This window comes from Chryseobacterium sp. FW101-FHT12H09, from assembly GCF_058790395.1.
Window position 1 is genome coordinate 797,080 of record NZ_JBYTCP010000002.1, and the last position, 22,465, is coordinate 819,544.

Genomic DNA, 22,465 nt, shown 5'->3' on the forward strand with positions numbered 1-22,465 from the left:
ATTTAACGAAAACCAGATGAAGCTCTACTGACGATCAGTAGAGCTTTTGTTTTAAAAAAAATATCAATGACTTTCATCATAAATTAGGCATAAGATCATTTTGAATAGTATATTTGTGGTATAGAATTAATCGTTATTAATCGTTGAAGTTTTTCATCTCCATATTCATTATTTTTACCATTGCAATACGTCCTGTTTTGCCATTGATCAACTATGCGGTGAATTACGATTATATTGTAAAGAATCTTTGTGAAAACAGAGCAAAGCCCGAGTCTACCTGTAAAGGGAAATGTTATGTTGAGAAAGAATTGGCTAAAACTGAAAAACAATCCGGACCACAAACGATAAAAATCTCCGTATTGGATGTATTCCTTTCCAATGAAATTCTTTATTTTTCCAGAGAAAAAGGATTTGATATCTTACAAAAGACAGCTAATTCAGGCTATCTGAATTCTCATACTACAGAATATTTCGCTAAGGTTTTTCATCCCCCTTTATCATCGTTTCATTAAACTAAACTTTTAGTGCTTTTTTAAGAATGCCTGATCAGAATTGATTTATAACATTTCCAAAGGTATTTTTCAATCTGTTACTACGATTTATTTCATGTATTACCATTATTAATTTCATTTCTATCTGATGAAACATAAACTCATTTTGACAGCCCTGCTGTCTATATCACTGCTGTCCTGTGCCCAGGAAGCTCCTAAGGTCAAGCATAGTAAAAGCATGGATACTCCTAAAGAGAATCTTAAAAATGTAAAAGTTGTGAATGCCGAAGATCCTGTCTGTCATATGAAGACCGCCGATTATTTAAAGTTTACAGCAACCTATAAAAATAAGGTGTATGGTTTTTGCAGTGCTTCCTGTAAAAACGAGTTCAATAAAAATCCTGAAAAATATGTCCAGAAATAAAACAACAGCCAAAAGTGCGAAAAGCAAGATTGTAATTCATATTGCCATCATTGCATTGATCTTCCTGGGTGTAGGTTTTGGAATGAGCTATTTTAAAAAGAATCTTTATACTGTAATGAAGGTTCCTGATTTTGAACTTACCGACCAGAATAATAAAAAGATCACCCATAAAGATATGCTCGGGAAAGTATATCTCGTGGAGTTTTTCTTTAGTAAATGTCCAACTATTTGTCCCGTGATGAATAGCAATATGAGGGCTATTGAAGAACAGATCAACAGTCCTGAATTTGGGATTATTTCTATTAGCATAGATCCGGAGAATGATACTCCGGAAGCTTTAAAACAACATGCTGAAAGACTGGGCGTAAAATCTCCAGACTGGCACTTTTTAACGGGCGACAGAACCTATATTGGAAGTCTTGCCGATAAATTCAATATCTATGTAGGGGATAAAGAAGATGAAGGGGAAAGTCTTAACCACAGTGGGATGATTGCTCTTGTGGATCAGGAAGGAAATATCCGATGCCGGTATAACAAAGACAATATGCCTGTTCTTTACTACTCCGGACTAAACTACAAAGATCCTGAGGGAAAAGAAACGCAGCTTACAGGGAAATACCATCCTGACAGGGAAAAGCTGATTGAAGATATTAAAAAGTTATTACATTAATAGGTTAAACCATAAATACAAAACATTATGAAGGTTATGAAAATAGCTGCATTAAGTGCAGTTTTCGCGGCGCAATTTGCTTTTGCTCAGTTTAAGCAAACACCACTATCTTACGCTTACAATGCGTTAGAAGGGTCAATTGATGCACAGACAATGGAAATTCATTATACAAAACATGCTGCTGGTTATGTGAGTAATCTGAATAAGGCTATTGCCGGAACTCCGCAGGAGAAAGAAACTTTGTTTCAAATTCTTTCTAAGGTTTCGACACTGAGTCCTGCTATCAGAAATAATGCCGGCGGACATTTTAACCATGAGCTTTTCTGGACGATGTTAACGCCTGTGAAAAACACCCAGCCATCGGCTAAATTATTAAAAGCAATTACTGAGACTTTTGGCAGTCTTGATGCTTTTAAAGAGAAAATAGGTAAAGCAGGTGCTGAGCGTTTCGGCTCCGGATGGGCTTGGCTTTCTGTTGATAAAAATGGGAAACTATTCGTTTCTTCAACGCCTAACCAGGACAATCCTTTAATGGATGTTGTCGAGGAAAAAGGAACTCCTGTTTTAGGGATTGATGTTTGGGAACATGCTTATTACTTAAAATACCAGAATAAGAGAGCCGATTATCTGGCTGCTATCTGGAACGTGCTGAACTGGAAAGAAGTAAGTACGAGATATGAAAATGCGATAAGCAAGAAATAATTCATGAACTATATTTGCAGCATATTCCTTACTTTTTATATGGTGTTCAGGCCTCTGATCCCCATCATGGAATATGCTGTAAATTATAATTATATAGTTGAAACACTCTGTGTCAATAAAGATAAACCAGAACTTAACTGTAATGGTATATGTTATTTAAGCAAAGAACTGGCTAAAACCAATGATACAGAATCAACGCCTTTATCTAAGGGAAAAACTTCCGGACAAAAGATTCTCGATATTTATATCCTTCCGGAAATTACAGAAATAAAAAACACAGATCAACCATATCGGATCAATTTCAATTTTATCTATCAAAAGAATTATTCTTTTCTTTTTCTAAAACTAATTTTCCGGCCGCCGGTTTTTTAAGTTGTCTATATATTTTAACCACAAATTTTAATCTAAGTTCAGGGCAAAAGTAACTAACGTAAGATCGAATGTTTTTCGAAATACAGGAGGTGATCCTGCGAACCTAGTTCAGAAGAAAAATGTACCGGGATCTTTTCGTAAGACGTCACTGTTACACAATCATCCTTAACCCGGGTTAATCATAAGACCTTCCCTTTAAGATGCAAAAGTATCTGGAGCTGTTGTGGCTTTTGTGGTCAAAAAAATGAATGTTTTTTAACATTCAAATTATATTCTATTTAAACAAATACAACTTAAAAAAATCAACAATGAAAATTTATAAATTTTTATCATTATTCTTTATTGCCTTTACCCTATTTGCAGTTTCTTCATGTCAAAACAATGACGATGATGATCATCCACAGGATACAACACCAGGAAATCTTCAGATCAAATTTGAAAACGGTTTTAATAACCTGGGTGGAATTGTTCTCAATCAAACTACACAAACTTCTTCGAGTGGACAAAAACATCAGTTTTCAACTTTAAAATATGTTGTAAGCAATATCAGTTTAATAGATGAGAACGGAAAAGAATTTAAATACAATGAAAATAATCCCGATAAAGGGGCTTTTATCATTGACCAGGCGGATGCAGTGGCTGGAATTGTATATGTAAATCTTACCGGGGTTCCGAAAAATAACTACAAAAAAGTGAAATTCGGATTGGGAATTAGTCAGAATGCTTATTTACTTGGAATGGATGGGCAGGCAGAATTCTGGAATAGAGCAAAGGCGAAAGGAATGTCATGGTCCTGGGCTGCAGGATATGTTTTTGTAAAACTGGAAGGTAAATATGGAAGCAATACAGCGGATAAAGAGTTTATGAACCACACCGGAAATATGGGGAATGTGACGGCTAATAATACACCGGATTTATACAGGGAAATTACTTTAGATCTTCCTACCACAGCAAGAGTTACCAATAAAATAAGACCATCTATTCATATTCTTGCGGATCTTAATCAGTATTTAAGTGGAAATACACCGCTTACATTAACTACTGCCAATGACATGATGATGGGATCAAGCCCACATTTGGTAAGCGTAACCAATAATCTAACGAAGATGTTTTCTGTAAATCATGTCCACAATGATGAGGATTAAGGGTTTATTAAAAGTGGTGTTAATAGGTATTGGCTTTTTTAATACCGTATCATGTTCAGATGAGGTGATTGAGCCTTTAGAAAAAGATGAAGCTTATGCTCTTCAGTTTCCTGCTTATTTTCCTGAAATGAGTTTCGATCAGGCTGGAAATCCTGTTACCAGAAATGGAGTGGAGCTGGGACGGAAATTATTCTATGAAGGGAGGCTTTCGCGTAATAATACGATTTCATGTGGTTTTTGTCATATTCAGGAAAATGCTTTTACCCACCACGGGCATAATGTAAGCCATGGAGTGGATGACAGGATAGGAATACGAAATGCGCCGCCTATTCAAAATATGGCATTTTTAAAAAGATACATGTGGGACGGAGTGATCCATAACCTTAATGAGCAGCCAATTATTCCAATTACTGATGCTAATGAGATGGATAGCTCTATGCCGGAAGTGATTTCTAAATTAAATTTAGATGACAAGTACAAAAAGCTCTTTAAAGGAGCTTATGGTGATGAAAATATTACCGGGGAAAGGGTACTGAAAGCCTTATCTCAGTTTATGGTCACTATGATTTCTGCAGATTCAAAGTATGATCGCTATAAACAGGGAAAAGAAATGCTGACATCAGCTGAATCGCAGGGAATGGCTTTATTTCAGCAGAAATGTGCTTCCTGTCACAGCGGAGAACTGTTTACAGATGAAAGTTTCCGTAATACCGGAATGTACTATAATACTCAGTTTAAAGATGCCGGCCGCTACCGGGTGACATTAGATCAAATGGACTGGATGAAATTTCGGGTGCCTGGTCTGAGGAATGTAGAATATACAGCGCCGTATATGCATGATGGGCGGTTTTATACTTTGGATGCCGTTCTCAATTTTTATTCGGATAATGTAGAGGACAATCCTAATCTTGATCCACAGTTAAAACAAAACGGGCATATTGGAATTGCGATAAACAGTACAGAAAAACAATCCATCATTGCTTTCCTGAAAACGTTATCTGACAAGAACTTTATAACCAATCCAAAATTTTCGGAATAAATTTTAATTCAACATGAAAAACATAATTATAACACTATTTAGCCTGTTGATATTTCCAATAGCTCAGGCTAAGCCAGTTAAAGACAGCCTTTATATTCCCGAAAATAGTTTTAGTTCAATGGTATTTTTGGATGATGATTGTGATGCCTGTGGTTGTGCTGCCGGTAATGGTTCATCAGGCTTTGAGTCTTTACTGAATCCACAGTTTATCGGGATAAAATATTTTGCTCAGCATTATAAAGCAAAAGAGAACCTTTTTGTAAAAGATCTGACGCAGGATCAGTATTTCAATACCATTCAGTTGTGGGGAAAAGTTCCCATTACAAAGAAATTAAGTGTTTATGGAAGTCTTCCTTTTCAATTCCATGAGAAAAAGACCATGCAGGGTGATATTAAAATCAATGGACTCGGTGATCTTAATCTTATGGGGATCTATCAGCTGATCAGTTCTAAAGATTCCTCACACCAGTTAAACGGTGGATTGGGAGTAAAAGTTCCATTGGGGAAATTTGATGAAAAAGGCATTACGGGAGTTAATCCAAGTTTTCAGCTGGGAACAGGAAGTTGGGATTATCAGATGGTTCTGAATTATAAATATCAAAAAAATAAAGTAGCCCTGATTGTTAATACAGATTATATCGTTAAAACTGAAAACAGGAAATATTATCAGTTTGGTAACCAGTGGAATTATGCAGCAACAGGATTCTATCAGATCCATGCGGATAAAAAGGTGATCTTTTCAGGGAAAGTTGGGCTGCAGGGTGAAGTCTATGACAGGAATAAGCAGTTTGATGAAGCCTTACCGGATACTGCCGGAAGTGCATTATACGGAAAACTGGGTTTCGAACTTTCCTATAGCAAGTGGAGTCTCGGAAGTGAGGTGATGCTTCCCGCTTATACGAATCTTGCCGGTGGAAATATTGAAGCCAAATCCAGATTCAGTGTCTTTATCAACTTTGGAATTTGATGATGATATAGATCGTAATGATATTTAAATGATGGTGGCTGAGGTATTCGAAGCCGCCATTTTTTATAAAATGTCATCCGGGGGATCTTTATAGATTCTTCACTCCGTTCTGAATGACAGGAGTAATATTTAACTTGATAAGACTGAGATTAAGAGAGCTTAGAGCTAATCAAAAACAGTAGTTATTTTTTTCTCCCGCAGATCGAGCGGATTAAACAGATTTTTTTTTTCACGCAAAGATTTATAACGATATTATATAATTTAAGTTAGCAAAGATTGGCTTCGCTATGAAGCTTATTCCAAGAGAAAAATCAAAGATTTTTTTTGTTCTTTTTACGGAGCATTTTAGTACTTAAAATAAATTAAATGTTTAAAAAACTTTTGTGGTTTTATTACAAGAATGTTCTCTATACATTTTTCTTCTGAACTACGTTCGCAGGATTACATTCTGTATTACGAAAAACACTCCTTTAGATTAGCAAAGTGATAAACAAGTAAATTTACTATAAAGAGAAAAGTGTTTAAATAAACTATTATACACTCGAGCTGATGGTAAATCGAATATCTCTCTGTAAATCAACCCGAAATATTCTACGTCACTTCGAGTAGGTTTTGAAGAAATCGTATCGGGAAGTTTCTACTTTGAAAACAAATATTTTATTTAAATACGATCGTACTAAGGTCTTTACAGAAATTAAAACATATATGTACTTATTATAGAGCATATATTAACTGAAAAAGCTAAAGTGTTTAAAAACTTTTGTGCCTTTTGTGGTTAAAAAAAAGCATCCTGTTAAAGAATGCTTTTTCAGTATATCAGTTAACACGGAAGCCTTATTGCCCCGGTTCGTTTTTCTTTTTTAGGCTGATCATTTCTTCTTTTAGCAGGCTGATATAGTCCTGTAGATTTTTAATGATTTCTATGCTTAGATCATTGGTGAAGTTCGAAACATTATCACCGGAAAAATTAGTATTGACAGAAGATACCTGACTATCATTAAATACCTGATTTTCTATAATAATGGTCGCTTCATCCTCTTCGTAGATGTCTTCAAGTGGAACATCCAGAAAACCTGCTATTTTCTCCCATTCGGCTCTTATGATCTTAACATTGCCGCTTTCCTTTCTGCTGTAGTTGGATACATCTGTTGCAAGCAGATCAGCGATCTCCTGTTGGGTATGGCCTCTTTTCTTTCTTAGGGCACGTAATTTTTCTTTTTGCATCTCAGATATTTTTACAAATGTGCAAAAAAAAAATTTAACTTATGTAGAAAAAATAGACTTCCTGAGGATCATGTGATCGGGTTTAATTTAGCAAAAAGATGTTTCGCTATTGAAGTTTGTAGAATCAGAGATTTTTTTTAAAAACTTCTGTGTTCTTCTTACGCAGTATTCCAGCACTTAAAATAGATTAAATGTTTAAAAAAACATTGAGGTTAAGGAGAAATGGTAAGGTATCTTTCTTTGCGGTTTTAAATCTGCTTTTTTACCTGAAAAGCAAACTTGTCAGATTTCTCCAGGCAATGTATTTCTACGAACAAATTTTACCAGGTAGTCAGAATGATTCTAATTCGTACTGTTCTATTGAAAAAAATCTAAAATATTTTCTCTGGTAGTATATCAATTATTTTTAATATATCAGTATAATGCATTGTAAATCAGTTATGTATAGCATACTAATAGCTGGTTGAATGTTTCCTGTTGATCAGGCAAACATCTAATTTTACGAACTTAAAACACAAACAAAATGAAAGAAAATCTTCAGAAGAAGGTCAGTTGCTTCGTTGCAATACTGACCCTCTTACTCTTGATATTTCCGGCCGGGCTTAAAGCTCAGGAATCGCAAAATTGGATGGCAAATACTACTACTCCCTATGCCTTTTCTGCATCGTCGGGAAACTTCACCTATCTTACGGGAGGCACAGGGGTAAGCAGTATTCAGGTTGATACCGGATTTAGCGGAGCATTGCCTATCGGTTTTAGTTTTAAATTTGGCTGTAAGGATTATACCCAGGTATATGCCAGTTCTGATGGAACATTGTCATTTGAAGGTGGAAGCCCTTATAGTTCTAATAATAATGAACCTTTATCCTGGAAAAGATTTTTAGCTCCCTTTTGGGCTGATTTGGATGGTCGTTTGGGGAAAGCCAGCTATGCTACTTCCGGTACCGCTCCCAACAGGGTTTTTACCATGGAATGGAGAGACTGGAAACGGTATGGTTCTGGTTTTTACGATAAAAATATTTCTTTTCAGGTAAAACTTTATGAAGAGACTAACGAAATAAAATATATTTATAAACAGGAATTTGCATCAGGTAGCCCAAGTGGTTTGAGTATAGGTCTTTTCTATGGCTCTGATAGTAGCCATAAGAGATGGCTGAATAATGCTTCATCATCTCCTACGGCCTCATCGACTCAATCTTCAGATCTCAATAGACCAGCCACAAACCAGGTGTATGCTTTTACACCGGGCGATAATAATTGTACTATAGTTTGTTCTGGACGAACTACACTTAATAACAGTGGTGGTACAAAAGGCACAGACGGACTTCGTGTTATTATGACTGGTGCCGGGAATATCCAGATTGTAAGAAATGGAAAGGGCCAGATTTATAAAAGTGAGGACAGATTAGATAGCGGAACTTCCAGTCCTTATTCAGTGCCTGGTACTACGCATGGTCTTATACTGGGAATTGGGAGTACTCAATATACGACCGGTACACTGAAAGCCTCTTCAGGGTTTTCGGATGGAGGTCGCCTTACAATTGTTTCAAATACGTGCCAGGAGGATACAGGTCCGGATGCCGATGGAATTGAACATAATAAGATACGCCTCAAGGCCACTAAAAATGGGCGGGATTATTTTCTGACTATATATTATTATTACAGAAATCCTGAAACATTTATGACCATAGATTATGAAGTAGAGATCCCTGCTGGTAACACAGAGCTGGTAAAAGTAGCACATGGCTGGGATACTTACCTTAATGGGGGGGACAGTGGTCCGGGATTTGTAACTGGCCAGGCACCCTATTATACGGTGGGTGTACAAAAGCAAGGCACTTACGAGGCCTTCCAGTATGTTTCAGGAACCCCATGGAGTGGATATTATTCGGCGAACTATTTTGCTTTGAATAGTAATTTAGATAATGATTTAGCTTATAAAAATGTAATTAATTCGAATCCTAATACCGATAATGGAATGGGAATATCTCTTAATTTTGGTAAAGATTCAGGTACTTATAACAGTATCAGTAAAGTGATCTTTAAGTGTAATGCTGAAGTAGCCCCGGTTCTTAGGCAGACTTCTGTTCCTTGCGGAAGTGGATCGGTTAACTTAAACAGCTTTGTGGTGCCTTTAAATCCTAATCCCCATAACCTGGTCCTGATATGGCGGGACAGTACGGGAGCTGAAGTAGCCGACCCTACCAGCGTAAGCAAGGCAGGAGTGTATACGGTTAGTTATAGAGATACGGTAAATAGATGTGATTCACCTCCAAGCACATTCACTATTACAGGAGTATGCGTGGTAACTACCTGTACGAAGCCAGCCTCTACGGCGACTCCTACCGCTTTTACAAAGATGGGTATGTCAGGGTACAGTTCTTTGCAAAAGGATTGGCCGGCTAAGATTCCTAATGGTTTTATCGCACTGGAGTCAGGCTTCAACGGGCTGGTAATTACAAGAACAGTTCCCGGTAAGATCACCGATCCTGTAGCAGGAATGCTGATCTATGATACCTCTAAAAACTGTTTCAGTTTATACAACGGAACCTCATGGAAATGTATTGAAAAATCGTGTAATGACTAATCGGTCTGCGGAAAGATCAATCAACAAAAAAGCAGAATAATGAAAAATATATACAGCATAAGCAATATAAAGAAAACCTTATCTATAGTGGCATTGTGTATAGCAGGTATTGCCGGAGCTCAGATGGGTGTAGAAACGGAAACGATAAGAGGGAGCGGAATCCTGGATTTTCCTACGGGAAAAAACAAAGGGATCATCCTTCCGGTATTAACAGAGGCAAACTCCACTCCTTCTGCAGGAACGATACGAATGTATAACAAGATGATACAGGGTGTTACCAGTTCGGGAGTGGTAAACTTCAGTGATCCCGGCGATACTGCTGTGGTTACTTTTAACACATCCACCCCGCAGGCAGCCTCTGTAAACAGTATGATCATAGGCGCCGCGACTTCTGCTGCTACAGGAGGAGCGTTGGTTCTGGAATCCGATACTAAAGCATTGATCCTTCCCCATGTCTCTAATGTAGAGACAATGCCAAGTCCATATCCGGGAACGATATGCTATGACGTAAGAAGTAAGACTTTTGCCATGTTTGATGGCAAAGTATGGAATTTTTGGAAATAATTTTTGTTCATTTTTGTGAGTGATTAGGAATAGTACAATATTCATAATCATGTATTTTTTTTAGCGAATCCTCTAGAGCGTTATGCTTTAGAGGATTTTTTTTAAGCTTCTGTGTTCTCTCCGGAATGTCATTCCGACAAAGGAGCAATCTCTATAATCACAATCTAATGAATGAATAAAGTAAATCTTAATCGGGATTCTTCACCCCACTTCCGAACTCCGTTCGCCGACTTACAGTCTGTGTTCAGAATGACACACAACATTCCGTTGCAATAGTAACGGAATGTTAGCTTATATGTGGTTGATTGTCATTTTGTTAGATTGCGTATTGTTTCTAAGCAGAATTTTCTATCTTTGCCGGATTCTGGTGAGCCATAAAAAGCTCTTAAAAGGGAATCCGGTGTAAATCCGGAACAGACCCGCTGCTGTAAGCTCTACAAAAGTTTTTGAAGCATATATCCACTGTTTTTTAATGGGAAGGATTTCAAAAATAGAGTAAGTCAGAAGACCTGCCGGAAAGATTAAAGTTTGATGCTTTCGTGGAATAAAGCTTAGGACAACAATGATTCTGTGCAGTTATAGCTGTACAATATCATTGCTGCTTTCTTATATCCATTAGCATTAAAATTATTCTCAATGAGCTAATGGAACCAAAATTTACTTTTTATAAAACGAATAAAACGATTATCACAATTCTTGTGCTATTCGCTCAGCTTTTCTTTTCTCAGTCGAGGGATACTATTAAAGAACAGGTCATTGTTCCTGTACATATTCAGAAAAAGACCTTTAAAGAGATCCTTCCGGCACAGGTAATATCGGGAGAACAATTAGAGAGACTTAACAGCCATTCCGTAGCAGATGCTCTCCGGTATTTTGCGGGGATTCAAATTAAGGACTATGGCGGGATCGGAGGTCTGAAAACCATCAATATCCGTAGCATGGGAAGCCAGCATGTTGGTGTTTTCTATGATGGTATCCAGTTGGGAAATGCTCAAAATGGGATTGTGGATTTAGGGCGATTTTCTCTTGATGATCTTGAAGAAATCTCTCTTTATAACGGGCAGAAAAGTGAAATTTTTCAGCCTGCAAAAGATTTTGGTTCTTCGGGTTCCATTTATCTGCAGCCAAAAATCCCAACTTTTAAAGGAAATAAAAAAACCAATCTTGTCGTAAGATTTAAAAACAGTTCCATTGATTTATTTAATCCTTCATTTCGGTTAGAACAAAAAATATCTGAGAAAATATCGGCAAGCTTCAGCTCTGAATTTATACAAAGTGACGGAGTTTATAAATTTAGATATAGAAAGAAATATCCTGATGGAGAAATTGCCAATGATACAATTGCCAAAAGATTTGATTCTGATATTAAATCAAAAAGGTTTGAAACAAGTCTTCATGGGGATTTAAAAGATGGAAACTGGAGTGTGAGAGGATATGGTTATCTGTCTGATCGTGGAATTCCGGCAGCGATTGTTAATAATCGTTTTGGTGCACGGGGACAAAGATTACGGGATGAAAGCTACTTTGTTCAAGCCAGTTTAAGGAAAAAACTATTTCCAAAATTTGAAACACAGCTTAGAGCAAAATTTGCTTACGATTATACTTTTTATGCAGATACAGTTTCTACAGAAGCGGCTTTTCCTGTTCGCAACAGTTATATCCAGCGTGAAGTATATGTTTCTTCATCCAATATGTATTCTATAACATCCAACTGGGATATAAGTGCGAGTGTAGATTTTCAGTATAATAATCTGGATGCCAATTTGTTTAATTTTTCCTACCCTACCCGTTATACTACATTAATGGCTTTTGCGACGACTTACCAGTGGCGGCGGTTCAAATTTTTAGGAAGTGTTCTGGGTACTTTTGTAAGTGAAGAAGTTGAGAAAAATTCTAAATCTCCGGATAAAACAGAATGGACACCAGCGGCATTTCTGTCCTATCAGCCTTTTAATTCTAAGGAGATAACCATAAGAGCTTTTTACAAGAGAATTTTCAGGATGCCTACTTTCAATGATCTGTATTATACGGTAATTGGAAATGCTTTTCTAAAACCTGAATTTACAAATCAGTATAACGTAGGTTTTACCTATGGGAAATCCTATCATCATCAGATTTTAAAGGGTGTTTATGCTACAGTAGATGGCTATTTCAATAAGGTGGAAGATAAAATTATTGCAGCTCCCACAGGAAACTTATTCCGATGGACAATGCTGAATCTCGGAAATGTAGAGATCCTGGGAACTGATGTTCACGTACAGGCTGATCTGAATTTTGGAAATGTAACCATAAGACCTCAGGTCAACTATACCTTTCAGCGGGCACGGGATTTTTCTGATCGAAGCGAAAGCTATTTCGGGGATCAGATTCCATATACTCCATGGCATAGTGGAAACTTTACGACAATGGCAGATTACAAAGACTGGAGTTTCAATTATAGTTTTGTTTATGTAGGGGAACGATATGACGGCCAGCAAAACAATATTCAATACAATTATGTTCAGCCTTGGTATACTCACGATCTATCGGTGCAAAAAAAATTCAACTGGCAGACACATCAAATTAAAGCGAGCCTGGAGGTCAACAATATTTTCAATCAATACTATGATGTGGTACTGAATTACCCTATGCCTGGAAGAACTTTTAAACTAATTGTAAGTTTTACATTATGAGAAAATTAAACTTTTGCCTCCTGATCGGTCTGCTTCTTTTCTTCTTTTCTTGCAGAACAGATGAATATATTCCCCGTGAGCAAAAAGAGGAAGGTCTGGCACAGCCAGAAAATACGGCTATTAAAGGGTTTTATATTCTTAATGAGGGAAATATGGGAAGTAATAAATGTACGCTGGACTTTTTTGATTATACAACAGGAGTGTACCGACGTAATATTTATGGTGAAATCAATCCCAATGTCGTAAAGGAGTTGGGTGATGTTGGAAATGATATCCAGATCTATGGAAGTAAACTCTATGTGATTGTAAATGTTTCCAATAAAATTGAGGTATTAGATGCTAAAACAGCAAAGCGTATTAAAACAATTCAGTTACAGAATTGCAGATATATCAAATTTAAAGATGGAAAAGCGTTTGCAAGCAGTTATGCCGGACCTGTTGATATCAATCCTAATGCTCCTAAAGGAAAGGTTGTAGAAATTGATACGGTTTCACTTTCCATTCAGAGACAGGTAACAGTGGGATATCAGCCTGAAGAAATGGAGATTGTAGGCAATCAGCTTTTTGTCGCTAACTCGGGAGGGTATATGGTTCCTAATTATGATAAAACGGTTTCGGTAATTGATCTCAATTCATTTACAGAAACCAGGAAATTGGATGTGGCAATTAATCTTCACCGTCTTAAAAAAGACAATTACGGCGATTTATATGTGAGCTCCAGAGGGGATTATTATAACATCCCTTCAAGTTTATATTTAGTGGATGCTGCAACAGGAGTGCTGAAAAAAGATTTTCATGTGGCAGTAAGCGAAATGACCATCGTTAATGACAAATTGTATTATTACGGGAATGAGTTTAATTACAATACCCATTCTTATTCTAAATCATTTGGCATTATTGATGTAAAAACCGAGCAGATCATTTCCAATAAAATTATTGACCAGGAATACGTAGATGGTATTAAAGCACCTTACGGAATAGCTGTAAATCCGATCACAGAAGATATTTACATTACAGACGCCCGGAATTATGTGTCTACAGGATTTGTCTACTGCTTTAATAAAAGTGGACATTTTAAATGGAAAACCGAGGGTGGAAATATCCCGGCACACTTCACCTTTTTATACAAATAAACTGAATCTAAGATATGGACAGAAATATTTTTAAAATTTTAAAAACTGTACTGGCGGTATTTCTATTGGTAGGAATGACCGCATGTAAAAGTGACAGAGATGAAGATTCACCATTTAATGGTTTGGAAGAATCTTATACGATCAACCGTTTCAACGTTCTGAATATTGCCGCGAATGTTTCAGGAAAAATGACATGGAGCATTAAAGACTCCATTATTTCTGAGGGCTCAGAGCTGGACTTTATCAGTCCCTATATTAAAACATACCCTCTTACTTTAAAAATAGATCAGAACGGAAAAGTAAAAACGTATCAATCAACAATTATCGTCAATAAAGAACCCGGTTCTTACAGTAAATATGTTTCCAATGTATTGGATTTCCGTCCTGCTGTAGGACAGTTTACCAACGAAATTCCTGAATATATGGTTGGAGATACTTCCAGCAGTATGCTTCAAAAAGCCAGAGGATCTTTGGTGGGTTCTAATACCTCGATGATTAGTTTAGGTGGTTTTGGAGGATATGTAGTTTTAGGCTTTGATCATACCATACCAAATATGAATGGGCGGGATTTCAAAATCCTTGGAAATGCTTTCTGGGGGAATAATGCAAATGAACCTCGCTCAGGATCTTGTGAGCCTGGAATTATTATGGTCGCTTATGACAGAAATAAAAATGGGAAACCGGATGATAATGAATGGTATGAAATTGCTGGAAGCGAGTATTTTAAAAATACAACCGTTAAAAACTACAGTATTACTTATTTCAAACCTAATGAAAATAAGCCTCCTGTTCCTGGAAATGAACCCTGGCAGGCTGATATAGAATACATTAAATGGCAGGATAATCTTGGAAATACTGGTTTTAAGACAAAAAATGGATTTCATGATCACAGTTTTTATCCATTATGGATTTCCGATGCTTCTTATGGTTTCTCAGGAACAAAAATACAGAATAACTATTACGATCAGAGCGGAAACGGATCCTATTGGGTAGGGAAGTCTTACGATTTCGGATATGCCGATAATGCTCCGAATAATGATGAAGCCTCCAATATAGATATTTCTTGGGCGGTCGATAAAAATGGAAAATATGTAAAACTTCCGGGGATTGATTTTGTAAAAGTACATACTGCTGTTAACCAGGAAGCTGGTTGGCTGGGAGAGGTTTCTACTGAAGTAGCCGGTGCTTATGATTTGTATATAAAATAAAAATTCAACAATAAATTTATTTAAAAATGAAAAAGATCTATCTTTTAACATTACTGTTATTTTTTGCATTTTTTACCAATGCACAGGTAACGGTTCAAGGGGTACCCCGAAATGATATTAAGCAGAATTCAAAGCAAAAGAATGAGCTTAAAACGACCACTACCGTCACTGATTTTTCTGATATTCAGTATTGGGTAGGGACAGGTTCTAAAAAGGCTGCTTTTGTAGTACAATGGAACGACGGTAAGAATCCTGATGCTTTAGTTTGGGGATTTAAATGGGATGGAAATGCTACAGGAGAAGATATGTTGAAAGCAATTGCTCAGACAGATCATCGTTTTTATTCTTTACTATACCAGGGGACAACTTTTGGAAGTGCAATAGGAGGACTTGGATTTGATCTGAATGGACAAGGGACTATTGGACTTTACAAGAGCGGAAACCTTACGTATCCATTATATCCGTTAAATGGGATTGTTAATACAACGGCATATGATTTTGATGACTATACATCAATAGATGGAGCGAATGATCATTGGAAGTCCGGATGGACTACCGGATATTGGTCTTACTGGGTGAAAAATCCTGCAGATGCAGCCTTTGGATATTCAAGTTTGGGTGCCAGCAGCCGTGTTTTAGAAGATGGTTCTTGGGATCTCTGGAATTTTTATCCGGGAATGGTTGATCAGCCTATTTCAACAACTCTGACTCCGGTGTCAGCTTATTCTTCACCAACAACATTTACAGATGGTTATTTTATGGTGAATGAAGATTGGTTTGGGCATACCAATGGTTCTGTAAATTTTATTAATAATAACGGACAGATTAACTACCGAGTGTACAGCAATGCAAATAACAATCAGTCTTTTGGAGCGACTACTCAATATGGTACCATTTACGGGGATAAATTTTATTTTATTTCTAAACAGGCTGCTGATGGAGGAGATACTCAATATACACCGGGCGGTAGACTTGTCATTGCGAATGCGACCACAATGCAGAAAATAGCTGGATTTAACACAATTGGTGGCGGTGATGGAAGATCATTCCTTGGAGTTAATGAGCATAAAGGATACATAGGAACGACTACAGGGATTTTCTTATTTAATATTGATAATTTACAGGTTGGAAGCCTGGTTCCCGGAACTGGTGGAAAAGGGCAGATCGGAAATATGATCCGTACTTCACAATATGTATTTGCTGTAACACAAAATGGGGGTATCCTGGTTATTAATCCTAATACCAATGCCGTTGTTCAGACTATAGCTGGTGCATTCTATTCAATTGTGCAGGCGAAAGATGGAAGTGTATGGGGTATTCAGGAACAGAAATTAGTGAGCATTAATCCTACTACTTTTGCGACATTAGAATATGCAATTCCTACGACTAAGTATTTCGGTGACTGGGGAGCGTGGTATGCAGGAAGACTTACATACAGTACCCAGCAAAATGCTTTATACTGGATCAATTCTATCAATGCTTTTTCTTCAGGAGCGAAGATTGTGAAGTTTGATGTTACCTCTAAAGCATTTAATGAAAACTTTGCTGCAATTCCAGGGCAGACCGGTACGTATAAGCAAATTCCTTATGGTGCTGCATTGCGTGTTAACCCAGTAACCGATGAGCTCATTCTAAATACGACAGAAAGTGGTTTTGGAGCGCATTATCAGAAAAACTGGATACATACATTCAGTAATACAGGAGCTCTTACAAATACTAAAACATTAAATGATTATTATTGGTTCCCTTCAGTGGCTGTATTCCCGGATAATAATGCTCCGGTTGTGAAAAGTACATTCCCATCTCAGACCACAGTGAACAGTACTACAACAATCGATTTAAAAACAGTAGTTTCAGATACGGATAATTTATCGATGGCTATTGTAAAATCCATAAAATCTAATAGCAATCCGGGTATTGTTACTGCTGTAATCAATACAAATGATGAGCTGGTTTTAACACCTCAGAGCACGGGAACGGCTACCGTTGTATTAAGCTTTAACTCTAATGGAAAAGTAGTTGAGAAATCGCTTACAGTAAATGCTAGTACTTCAACATTAGGAACCGCTGAGGTTAAAAAACTTGAATTAGGAATTTATCCTAATCCGGCTACAGACATCCTTAATATTAAAACACAGGATAAAGTGATGAACACTACTATTTTTGATATTTCAGGAAAAGTGGTCAATGCTCCGTTCAATAATGGACAGATCAATGTAAGCACACTTACTAAAGGAATGTATATTCTAAAAGTAGTTACTGATAAAGCTGTATATCAACAGAAATTTATTAAGAATTAATTTCTGTAATGATTTTTTAATTTGATATTAACCTCTACCGCTATTGGTAGAGGTTTTTATTTTCAGGAAGATTCCTTTTAATACGTTGTCAGGCTTATTTGCAATTTATTTAACGTACTGATTTTAATGGAATTCGATTGGGTGTAAAATAAATAACACCGGCAAGCTTTAGCTTGCCGGTGTTGATTTTTTAAAGTGTATGTCTTTTACTTAATCATAATTTTACGGGAATATAATTTTCCTTCTTTCGTCTTAAGTGTTAAGATATAGAACCCTTCCGGTTGTCTGGATTCAAATGTTTTAGATTGCAGTGTAGAACGGTGAACTTCTTTTCCTGATGAATTAACTAATGTAACTTCAGATCCTTCGAAAGGAATTTTTCCATCAAGGGTAATCTGTCCATCCTGGATGTTAGCCATTAAGCTGATATGTGGATCCTTGTATTGGTATGCATAATAAATACGGAAACCACCATTAAGGTTAAGCAAACCAGAGTTAAGGCTTATCTTAACACGATCATAAGGCTTGTTCATGGTAAGCTCAAGAGCTCCTCTGCTTGCGTCTGTACCGCCAAGCTTAAGAACATCATCATGGATGTTCATATAATCGTTATTAGAAACATCTCCAAGGAATGTTTCTACTGATACTCCACCTATTAACTGGGCAGTTAGAATGGATTGATCTGTACCAATACCAATGACAAGCTTATTGGTATCTGCAGCTATATTCGTGGCAGAGAAGATCAGGGTCTGTTCTGTTCTTCCTAATAATCCCACAGGAACGAGTAGAGTAGAATAATCATTTTCATTACTTCCTACTGCATTTTCTGGATTTTGTACAAAACAAGCGACACAAATACCGTAAGCCCGATTTGTTTGGCTGCTTGGATACGTTTTAACGATTTGTGCAAAAGACATAGTGCCCATAAGGAACAGTAAAGACGCCAAGACTACTTTTTTCGTCATACTTTGGCCTGCTAATAGATTTGTTTTCATGGTTAAAAATTTAAATTTTTAGTTTCTATAAAGTTACATATAAAAAGATTATGTTGTTGCATTTATTTCATTTTTATGTGATTTAGTATTCAATTTATTTTTTTAAATAGCAGGAAACTAGATATAACCGTGAAATTATTATTTAAATGGTGTAAAAATTAGGTTATGAATTTTATAATTAATAGGATGGATTGATAAATTAATCCTAATATCAAAATAAGCGAAAAGGTCTTTAGTTTCGTAGAAAAACAAAACTCTTTACGACGTCGTAAAGAGTTTTAATATGCTTTATAAATAATATGATATTAATTACTTTTTTTTGATCCTTTAATGTTAGGTAAAAAAGCTGTTATTATTCCCATAAGTGGTAAGAAGGCACAAATTTTAAATACATATGCAATACTGGTATCATCTGCCACTGCACCTAAAACAGCGGATCCGATTCCGCCCATTCCAAACATGAAACCAAAAAATAAACCGGCTACCAGACCAATTTTATCGGGCATAAGATCTGTTGCATATACTAAGATGGCAGAAAATGCTGAAGCAATGATCAAACCTATTAGAACAGCAAATACTATGGTCCATACTAATGAAAGATACGGAAGGCATAAAGTAAATGGAGCAGCCCCCAAAATTGAAATCCAGATAATTTTCTTTCTGCCATATTTATCGCCCAATTTTCCACCCAATATAGTTCCTACAGCAACAGCAGCAAGAAACATAAATAAATATAACTGAGAGTCTTTAACGGAGATGTGAAATTTATCAATCAGAAAGAAAGTGAAATAATTCGTCATGGACGCTAAGTAAATATATTTGGAAAATACTAAAGCCAGTAGGATCGTGATCGAGAACATTACTTTTTTGCGGGAAAGATTTATGTTAACAACTAAATCTTTATGTTTAGCTGTTTTTTTAATGGATAATCTTTCCGCATACCAGTTTCCAATTCTCCATAAAAGGATGATACCAATAAAGGCAGCAATAGCAAATAAACCGACATACCCCTGTCCTAATGGAAGTACAATGAGGGCTACTAATAATGGGCCTATGGCACTTCCGGAATTACCACCCACCTGAAAAATAGACTGTGCCAGTCCCTTCTGTCCTCCTGAAGCCATTTGGGCAACCCGTGAAGCTTCCGGATGAAATACTGAAGATCCCATTCCGATAAATGCAACAGCAATAAGGATGACATAATAGTGATGTGCAGCTGCAAGAAGTAATAAACCAGCCATGGATAATGCCATTCCTATGGCAAGAGATCTTGGATTGGGTTTCTTATCCGTGTAGATCCCTACAAATGGTTGCAAAATAGATGCGGTAAGTTGAAATACCAGAGTAATAATACCAATCTGAGCAAATGATAATTTAAATTCACCTTTTAGAATGGGGTATAATGAAGGAATAGTAGATTGGATCAGGTCATTCAAAAAATGAGAAAAACTGATCATAAATAAAATGGGGTAAACAATTTTAGAAGTGTCAATTGTTTGGGTCTTTATATTTTCCATGAAATAAAATCTTTAATTCATCATGTCATCTGATGAATTTTGTTATGGGTATAATTATTTTAATATTGTCTCTCAACAATTTTCTGTGCAGTCAATGCAGCATGATCAGAGTCTCTCTTTTCTATATAAAGATAAAGATCTGTATGTATTTTTTGTGAAGCAATGAAAGAGTCCGTGTTGTTATTGTGGCTGCTTTCATACGTTTTCAACACATGCTTACTGGCTATTTTATAAATTTCTTTTAAAAGGCTATTGCCACAAGCTTCTGCAATGGCTACATGGAAATTAATATCCGCCTGATAACATTCAAGAGCCTGATTTTCTTTAGCCAGTTTGGCTCTGAGATCTAAATAGGATTTTATCGTCTTTAAATCTTTTTCAGTATGATACATCGCTGCTCTTGCGGCAATTTTTGATTCCAGAAGAGACCTTACTTCAAACACATCTTCAATTTGTGCTTTGTCCATCTGGGTTTCCAAAGACTCCTGAATGTTTTTGGAAACTACAAATGTGCCAACGCCCTGCTGTACATTTAATACTCCCTTAATAGATAATATTTTTATGGCTTCCCGAATACTTGACCGTCCAACACCATAAATTTTCATGAGCTCAGGCTCAATAGGAAGTTTTTCACCAACAGCATATTCATTATTGATTATCCCTTCAGTCAGCCTTTCTGCAACTTCCTGAGCTAATGTTCGTCTTTGAATTTGTGCCATATACATCTTATCATCTGATGACTGCAAAGGTATAAATTATCTGAGATATTTCTGCAATTATTTAACTAAAAATAAATGTAAAAAGAATAATAAATGTTGTGGGGTCAATGCCTGGTTTGATTTTATTTAAAATTCTTTTCTAAAAAAGCGAATATTTTATCAAAATGTTTCGTGGGTTCAGCATGAGAACCTTCGTAAATCTGATGTTCATATGCATATCTGAATTTGTTATTTTTAAGTCTGGAAATCATTTTATTACCCATTTGTACTGCAGGGATCATTTCATCTTTTGTGCCGGATAAGATTAGAATCGAACCTTTTATGTTCTCTACTTTTATAATGGCTTTTTCTTCTGCAATGGTATCCTTTAGCATGGCTTCAAATGTGCCCCTGAGATCATGCTTCATTAAAAAAGGAACAGCTTCTTCATTTACAGGAACAAATGGTAGCTCTTTCCCGTTAAGCGTCCAGCAGGAAGTTGTAAACTCTTGGGTATGGCCGGGAAAAACAACATTGCTGGATGACATTCCAATGACACAAGAAATGTCCTGATAATAGCTGCCTAATAGTAATGCGAGATCCGCACCTCTGGATCCTCCAATGACTGCGATTTTGTTTTTATTGATTTTTTTGTTTTTAGAAGCCTCCATGATGGCATTATGTACATCGTTAATGGCTATCTGGTTTAATATGGATGGTGTATTTTTACATCCAAAATATCCAATAGCCAAGAAAGCATACCCTTTGTCGATAAATTCTTGTCGTGTTTTTTTCCAATAATCTTTTGTCCACGCATTGCCTCCTTCTGATCCGCCAAGACCAACTATAAGTGGTTGGCTTTTATCATTTCCTACATATAAAATTGCCTCTACATTAGCTGTTTTTAAAGTATCCTGTGAGAATATAGAAATCGGGCTGAAGTTTAACAATAAAATTAAAAATGCCCAGGTTGTTTTATTAAATTCCATGTAATATTTTTTTCAAAATTGGTATTTAATAACGGATAAACTTTTGACCTATATCAAAAAGTTATTTTTGAGCCCTTATTCTGCTTAATGTTTCCTGGGTTATTCCTAAATAAGAAGCGGTCATTCCTAAGGGAATCCTGTGATAGATGCCTTTGTAAGTCTGAATGAAATGATCGTATTTTTCTTTTGCCGATGCAAACCGGAGTGAGGCTATACGCTCCATCAGGTGACCGACAACTGTTCCCATAGAAAGCCTTGCATAACGTTCCATTTCAGGGAAATGATCAAACAGGTAAACAAGATCATTTACGTGTAGGCAGAAAGTTTGGGTATCTTCAATAGCATCGATATAATAAATATCCTTTTCTCTTTTATATAAGCTCTTTGGAGAATTACACCATTCGCCTTCGGAAGGAAAATACTCACTGATTTCTTTTCCGTCTTTTAGAAAATAAGTTCTTAAGAGCCCTTTTTGAATAAAATAAGATTGAATACATACTTTATCGGCATCATGTACGAGATCTCCTTTTTTAAAAGTAATAAAATGTATGCTTTTAGACAAAGCAGATCTCAGCTCATCGCTGACCTTAATATAGTTTTCAAAATGAAGAAATAATAGATCCTTTTGTTCAGAATTTTTATCTTCTGTATCAACATGTCCCATAATTTATCAGGTTATTTGATTTTATTTGAAAAATAATTTAATAGATAAATATAAAATTTATTAAATGAAATTAACAGAAAGTTTTGAGAAGGTCTGATTTTAAA

20 protein-coding genes and 1 riboswitch are annotated in these 22,465 nt (G+C 36.3%); of the genes, 14 read left to right on the top strand and 6 right to left on the bottom strand.

The genetic code is table 11. The features are described 5' to 3' along the window. The first annotated feature begins 143 nt into the window (after positions 1–143). The 8 genes from AC3WRL_RS09360 (at position 144) to AC3WRL_RS09395 (ending at position 5,810) form a co-directional block, all read left to right on the top strand. Positions 144–512 (top strand): hypothetical protein, encoded by a 369-nt coding sequence (locus AC3WRL_RS09360; RefSeq protein ID WP_492330160.1) that lies wholly within the window; start codon positions 144–146, stop codon positions 510–512. Positions 513–639: 127 nt separating this feature from the next. Further along, complete coding sequence (locus AC3WRL_RS09365; RefSeq protein ID WP_214830847.1) at positions 640–915, top strand: YHS domain-containing protein; 276 nt, start codon at positions 640–642, stop codon at positions 913–915. Beyond that, positions 902–1,585 (top strand): SCO family protein, encoded by a 684-nt coding sequence (locus tag AC3WRL_RS09370; protein ID WP_492330161.1) that lies wholly within the window; start codon positions 902–904, stop codon positions 1,583–1,585. Before AC3WRL_RS09365 ends, AC3WRL_RS09370 begins: the two co-directional genes overlap by 14 nt. A gap of 27 nt (positions 1,586–1,612) precedes the next feature. Beyond that, on the top strand, positions 1,613–2,287 hold the full coding sequence (locus AC3WRL_RS09375) for a superoxide dismutase (protein ID WP_214830851.1): 675 nt from the start codon (positions 1,613–1,615) through the stop codon (positions 2,285–2,287). A gap of 3 nt (positions 2,288–2,290) precedes the next feature. After that, entirely contained in the window at positions 2,291–2,659 is a 369-nt protein-coding gene (locus tag AC3WRL_RS09380; protein WP_492330162.1) for a hypothetical protein, read from the top strand. 308 nt (positions 2,660–2,967) lie between these two features. Next, the gene (locus tag AC3WRL_RS09385) at positions 2,968–3,804 is read left to right on the top strand and encodes an MbnP family protein (protein ID WP_492330163.1); all 837 of its coding nucleotides are present in this window, start codon (positions 2,968–2,970) and stop codon (positions 3,802–3,804) included. After that, positions 3,794–4,843, top strand: coding sequence for a cytochrome-c peroxidase (locus AC3WRL_RS09390; RefSeq protein ID WP_492330250.1), 1,050 nt, complete (start codon positions 3,794–3,796; stop codon positions 4,841–4,843). The genes AC3WRL_RS09385 and AC3WRL_RS09390 overlap by 11 nt, the downstream gene beginning before the upstream one ends. 13 nt (positions 4,844–4,856) lie before the next feature. After that, the gene (locus tag AC3WRL_RS09395; protein ID WP_492330164.1) at positions 4,857–5,810 is read left to right on the top strand and encodes a transporter; all 954 of its coding nucleotides are present in this window, start codon (positions 4,857–4,859) and stop codon (positions 5,808–5,810) included. An 834-nt stretch (positions 5,811–6,644) separates the two neighbouring features. Here the strand turns inward: AC3WRL_RS09395 and AC3WRL_RS09400 are convergent. Next, on the bottom strand, positions 6,645–7,034 hold the full coding sequence (locus tag AC3WRL_RS09400) for a helix-turn-helix domain-containing protein (RefSeq protein ID WP_214830860.1): 390 nt from the start codon (positions 7,032–7,034) through the stop codon (positions 6,645–6,647). Positions 7,035–7,557: 523 nt separating this feature from the next. Between AC3WRL_RS09400 and AC3WRL_RS09405 the strand changes: the two genes are divergently transcribed. The 6 genes from AC3WRL_RS09405 (at position 7,558) to AC3WRL_RS09430 (ending at position 17,498) form a co-directional block, all read left to right on the top strand. Next, positions 7,558–9,621 carry a hypothetical protein gene (locus tag AC3WRL_RS09405; protein WP_492330165.1) on the top strand — a complete coding sequence of 688 codons (2,064 nt, stop codon included), beginning with the start codon at positions 7,558–7,560 and terminating at the stop codon, positions 9,619–9,621. A gap of 39 nt (positions 9,622–9,660) precedes the next feature. Continuing rightward, positions 9,661–10,185, top strand: a complete 525-nt coding sequence (locus tag AC3WRL_RS09410; protein ID WP_492330166.1) for a hypothetical protein — start codon at positions 9,661–9,663, stop codon at positions 10,183–10,185. Positions 10,186–10,533: 348 nt separating this feature from the next. Next, a riboswitch (cobalamin riboswitch) is annotated at positions 10,534–10,716 on the top strand. A 113-nt stretch (positions 10,717–10,829) separates the two neighbouring features. After that, the gene (locus tag AC3WRL_RS09415; RefSeq protein WP_492330167.1) at positions 10,830–12,857 is read left to right on the top strand and encodes a TonB-dependent receptor plug domain-containing protein; all 2,028 of its coding nucleotides are present in this window, start codon (positions 10,830–10,832) and stop codon (positions 12,855–12,857) included. Next, positions 12,854–13,990: a YncE family protein gene (locus tag AC3WRL_RS09420; RefSeq protein WP_492330168.1), complete on the top strand. Its 1,137-nt coding sequence runs from the start codon at positions 12,854–12,856 to the stop codon at positions 13,988–13,990. Before AC3WRL_RS09415 ends, AC3WRL_RS09420 begins: the two co-directional genes overlap by 4 nt. Positions 13,991–14,004: 14 nt before the next feature. Beyond that, positions 14,005–15,198, top strand: coding sequence for a cell surface protein (locus AC3WRL_RS09425; protein ID WP_492330169.1), 1,194 nt, complete (start codon positions 14,005–14,007; stop codon positions 15,196–15,198). Positions 15,199–15,224: 26 nt separating this feature from the next. Continuing rightward, the gene (locus AC3WRL_RS09430) at positions 15,225–17,498 is read left to right on the top strand and encodes a T9SS type A sorting domain-containing protein (protein WP_492330170.1); all 2,274 of its coding nucleotides are present in this window, start codon (positions 15,225–15,227) and stop codon (positions 17,496–17,498) included. Positions 17,499–17,704: 206 nt separating this feature from the next. Here the strand turns inward: AC3WRL_RS09430 and AC3WRL_RS09435 are convergent, their stop codons facing one another. The 5 genes from AC3WRL_RS09435 to AC3WRL_RS09455 all read right to left on the bottom strand — a co-directional run bounded on the left by AC3WRL_RS09435 (position 17,705) and on the right by AC3WRL_RS09455 (position 22,361). Next, positions 17,705–18,493: a T9SS type A sorting domain-containing protein gene (locus tag AC3WRL_RS09435; RefSeq protein WP_261510935.1), complete on the bottom strand. Its 789-nt coding sequence runs from the start codon at positions 18,491–18,493 to the stop codon at positions 17,705–17,707. A gap of 305 nt (positions 18,494–18,798) precedes the next feature. Beyond that, positions 18,799–20,010: an MFS transporter gene (locus AC3WRL_RS09440; protein ID WP_214830876.1), complete on the bottom strand. Its 1,212-nt coding sequence runs from the start codon at positions 20,008–20,010 to the stop codon at positions 18,799–18,801. 59 nt (positions 20,011–20,069) lie between these two features. Next, positions 20,070–20,729, bottom strand: a complete 660-nt coding sequence (locus tag AC3WRL_RS09445; RefSeq protein ID WP_214830878.1) for a FadR/GntR family transcriptional regulator — start codon at positions 20,727–20,729, stop codon at positions 20,070–20,072. A gap of 122 nt (positions 20,730–20,851) precedes the next feature. Further along, positions 20,852–21,697 carry an acyl-CoA thioester hydrolase/BAAT C-terminal domain-containing protein gene (locus tag AC3WRL_RS09450; RefSeq protein WP_214830879.1) on the bottom strand — a complete coding sequence of 282 codons (846 nt, stop codon included), beginning with the start codon at positions 21,695–21,697 and terminating at the stop codon, positions 20,852–20,854. A 61-nt stretch (positions 21,698–21,758) separates the two neighbouring features. Then, entirely contained in the window at positions 21,759–22,361 is a 603-nt protein-coding gene (locus AC3WRL_RS09455; RefSeq protein ID WP_492330171.1) for a Crp/Fnr family transcriptional regulator, read from the bottom strand. Positions 22,362–22,465 lie beyond the last annotated feature (104 nt).

Excerpts from the sequence above, each read along its gene's own strand:
- AC3WRL_RS09425 (WP_492330169.1), top strand. The coding sequence starts at position 14,005 with ATGGACAGAAATATTTTTAAAATTTTAAAAACTGTACTGGCGGTATTT.
- AC3WRL_RS09405 (WP_492330165.1), top strand. The coding sequence starts at position 7,558 with ATGAAAGAAAATCTTCAGAAGAAGGTCAGTTGCTTCGTTGCAATACTG.
- AC3WRL_RS09440 (WP_214830876.1), bottom strand. The coding sequence starts at position 20,010 with ATGGAAAATATAAAGACCCAAACAATTGACACTTCTAAAATTGTTTAC.
- AC3WRL_RS09435 (WP_261510935.1), bottom strand. The coding sequence starts at position 18,493 with ATGAAAACAAATCTATTAGCAGGCCAAAGTATGACGAAAAAAGTAGTC.
- AC3WRL_RS09365 (WP_214830847.1), top strand. The coding sequence starts at position 640 with ATGAAACATAAACTCATTTTGACAGCCCTGCTGTCTATATCACTGCTG.
- AC3WRL_RS09375 (WP_214830851.1), top strand. The coding sequence starts at position 1,613 with ATGAAGGTTATGAAAATAGCTGCATTAAGTGCAGTTTTCGCGGCGCAA.
- AC3WRL_RS09395 (WP_492330164.1), top strand. The coding sequence starts at position 4,857 with ATGAAAAACATAATTATAACACTATTTAGCCTGTTGATATTTCCAATA.
- AC3WRL_RS09450 (WP_214830879.1), bottom strand. The coding sequence starts at position 21,697 with ATGGAATTTAATAAAACAACCTGGGCATTTTTAATTTTATTGTTAAAC.
- AC3WRL_RS09380 (WP_492330162.1), top strand. The coding sequence starts at position 2,291 with ATGAACTATATTTGCAGCATATTCCTTACTTTTTATATGGTGTTCAGG.
- AC3WRL_RS09445 (WP_214830878.1), bottom strand. The coding sequence starts at position 20,729 with ATGGCACAAATTCAAAGACGAACATTAGCTCAGGAAGTTGCAGAAAGG.
- AC3WRL_RS09370 (WP_492330161.1), top strand. The coding sequence starts at position 902 with ATGTCCAGAAATAAAACAACAGCCAAAAGTGCGAAAAGCAAGATTGTA.
- AC3WRL_RS09385 (WP_492330163.1), top strand. The coding sequence starts at position 2,968 with ATGAAAATTTATAAATTTTTATCATTATTCTTTATTGCCTTTACCCTA.
- AC3WRL_RS09415 (WP_492330167.1), top strand. The coding sequence starts at position 10,830 with ATGGAACCAAAATTTACTTTTTATAAAACGAATAAAACGATTATCACA.
- AC3WRL_RS09430 (WP_492330170.1), top strand. The coding sequence starts at position 15,225 with ATGAAAAAGATCTATCTTTTAACATTACTGTTATTTTTTGCATTTTTT.
- AC3WRL_RS09420 (WP_492330168.1), top strand. The coding sequence starts at position 12,854 with ATGAGAAAATTAAACTTTTGCCTCCTGATCGGTCTGCTTCTTTTCTTC.
- AC3WRL_RS09410 (WP_492330166.1), top strand. The coding sequence starts at position 9,661 with ATGAAAAATATATACAGCATAAGCAATATAAAGAAAACCTTATCTATA.
- AC3WRL_RS09390 (WP_492330250.1), top strand. The coding sequence starts at position 3,794 with ATGAGGATTAAGGGTTTATTAAAAGTGGTGTTAATAGGTATTGGCTTT.
- AC3WRL_RS09400 (WP_214830860.1), bottom strand. The coding sequence starts at position 7,034 with ATGCAAAAAGAAAAATTACGTGCCCTAAGAAAGAAAAGAGGCCATACC.
- AC3WRL_RS09455 (WP_492330171.1), bottom strand. The coding sequence starts at position 22,361 with ATGGGACATGTTGATACAGAAGATAAAAATTCTGAACAAAAGGATCTA.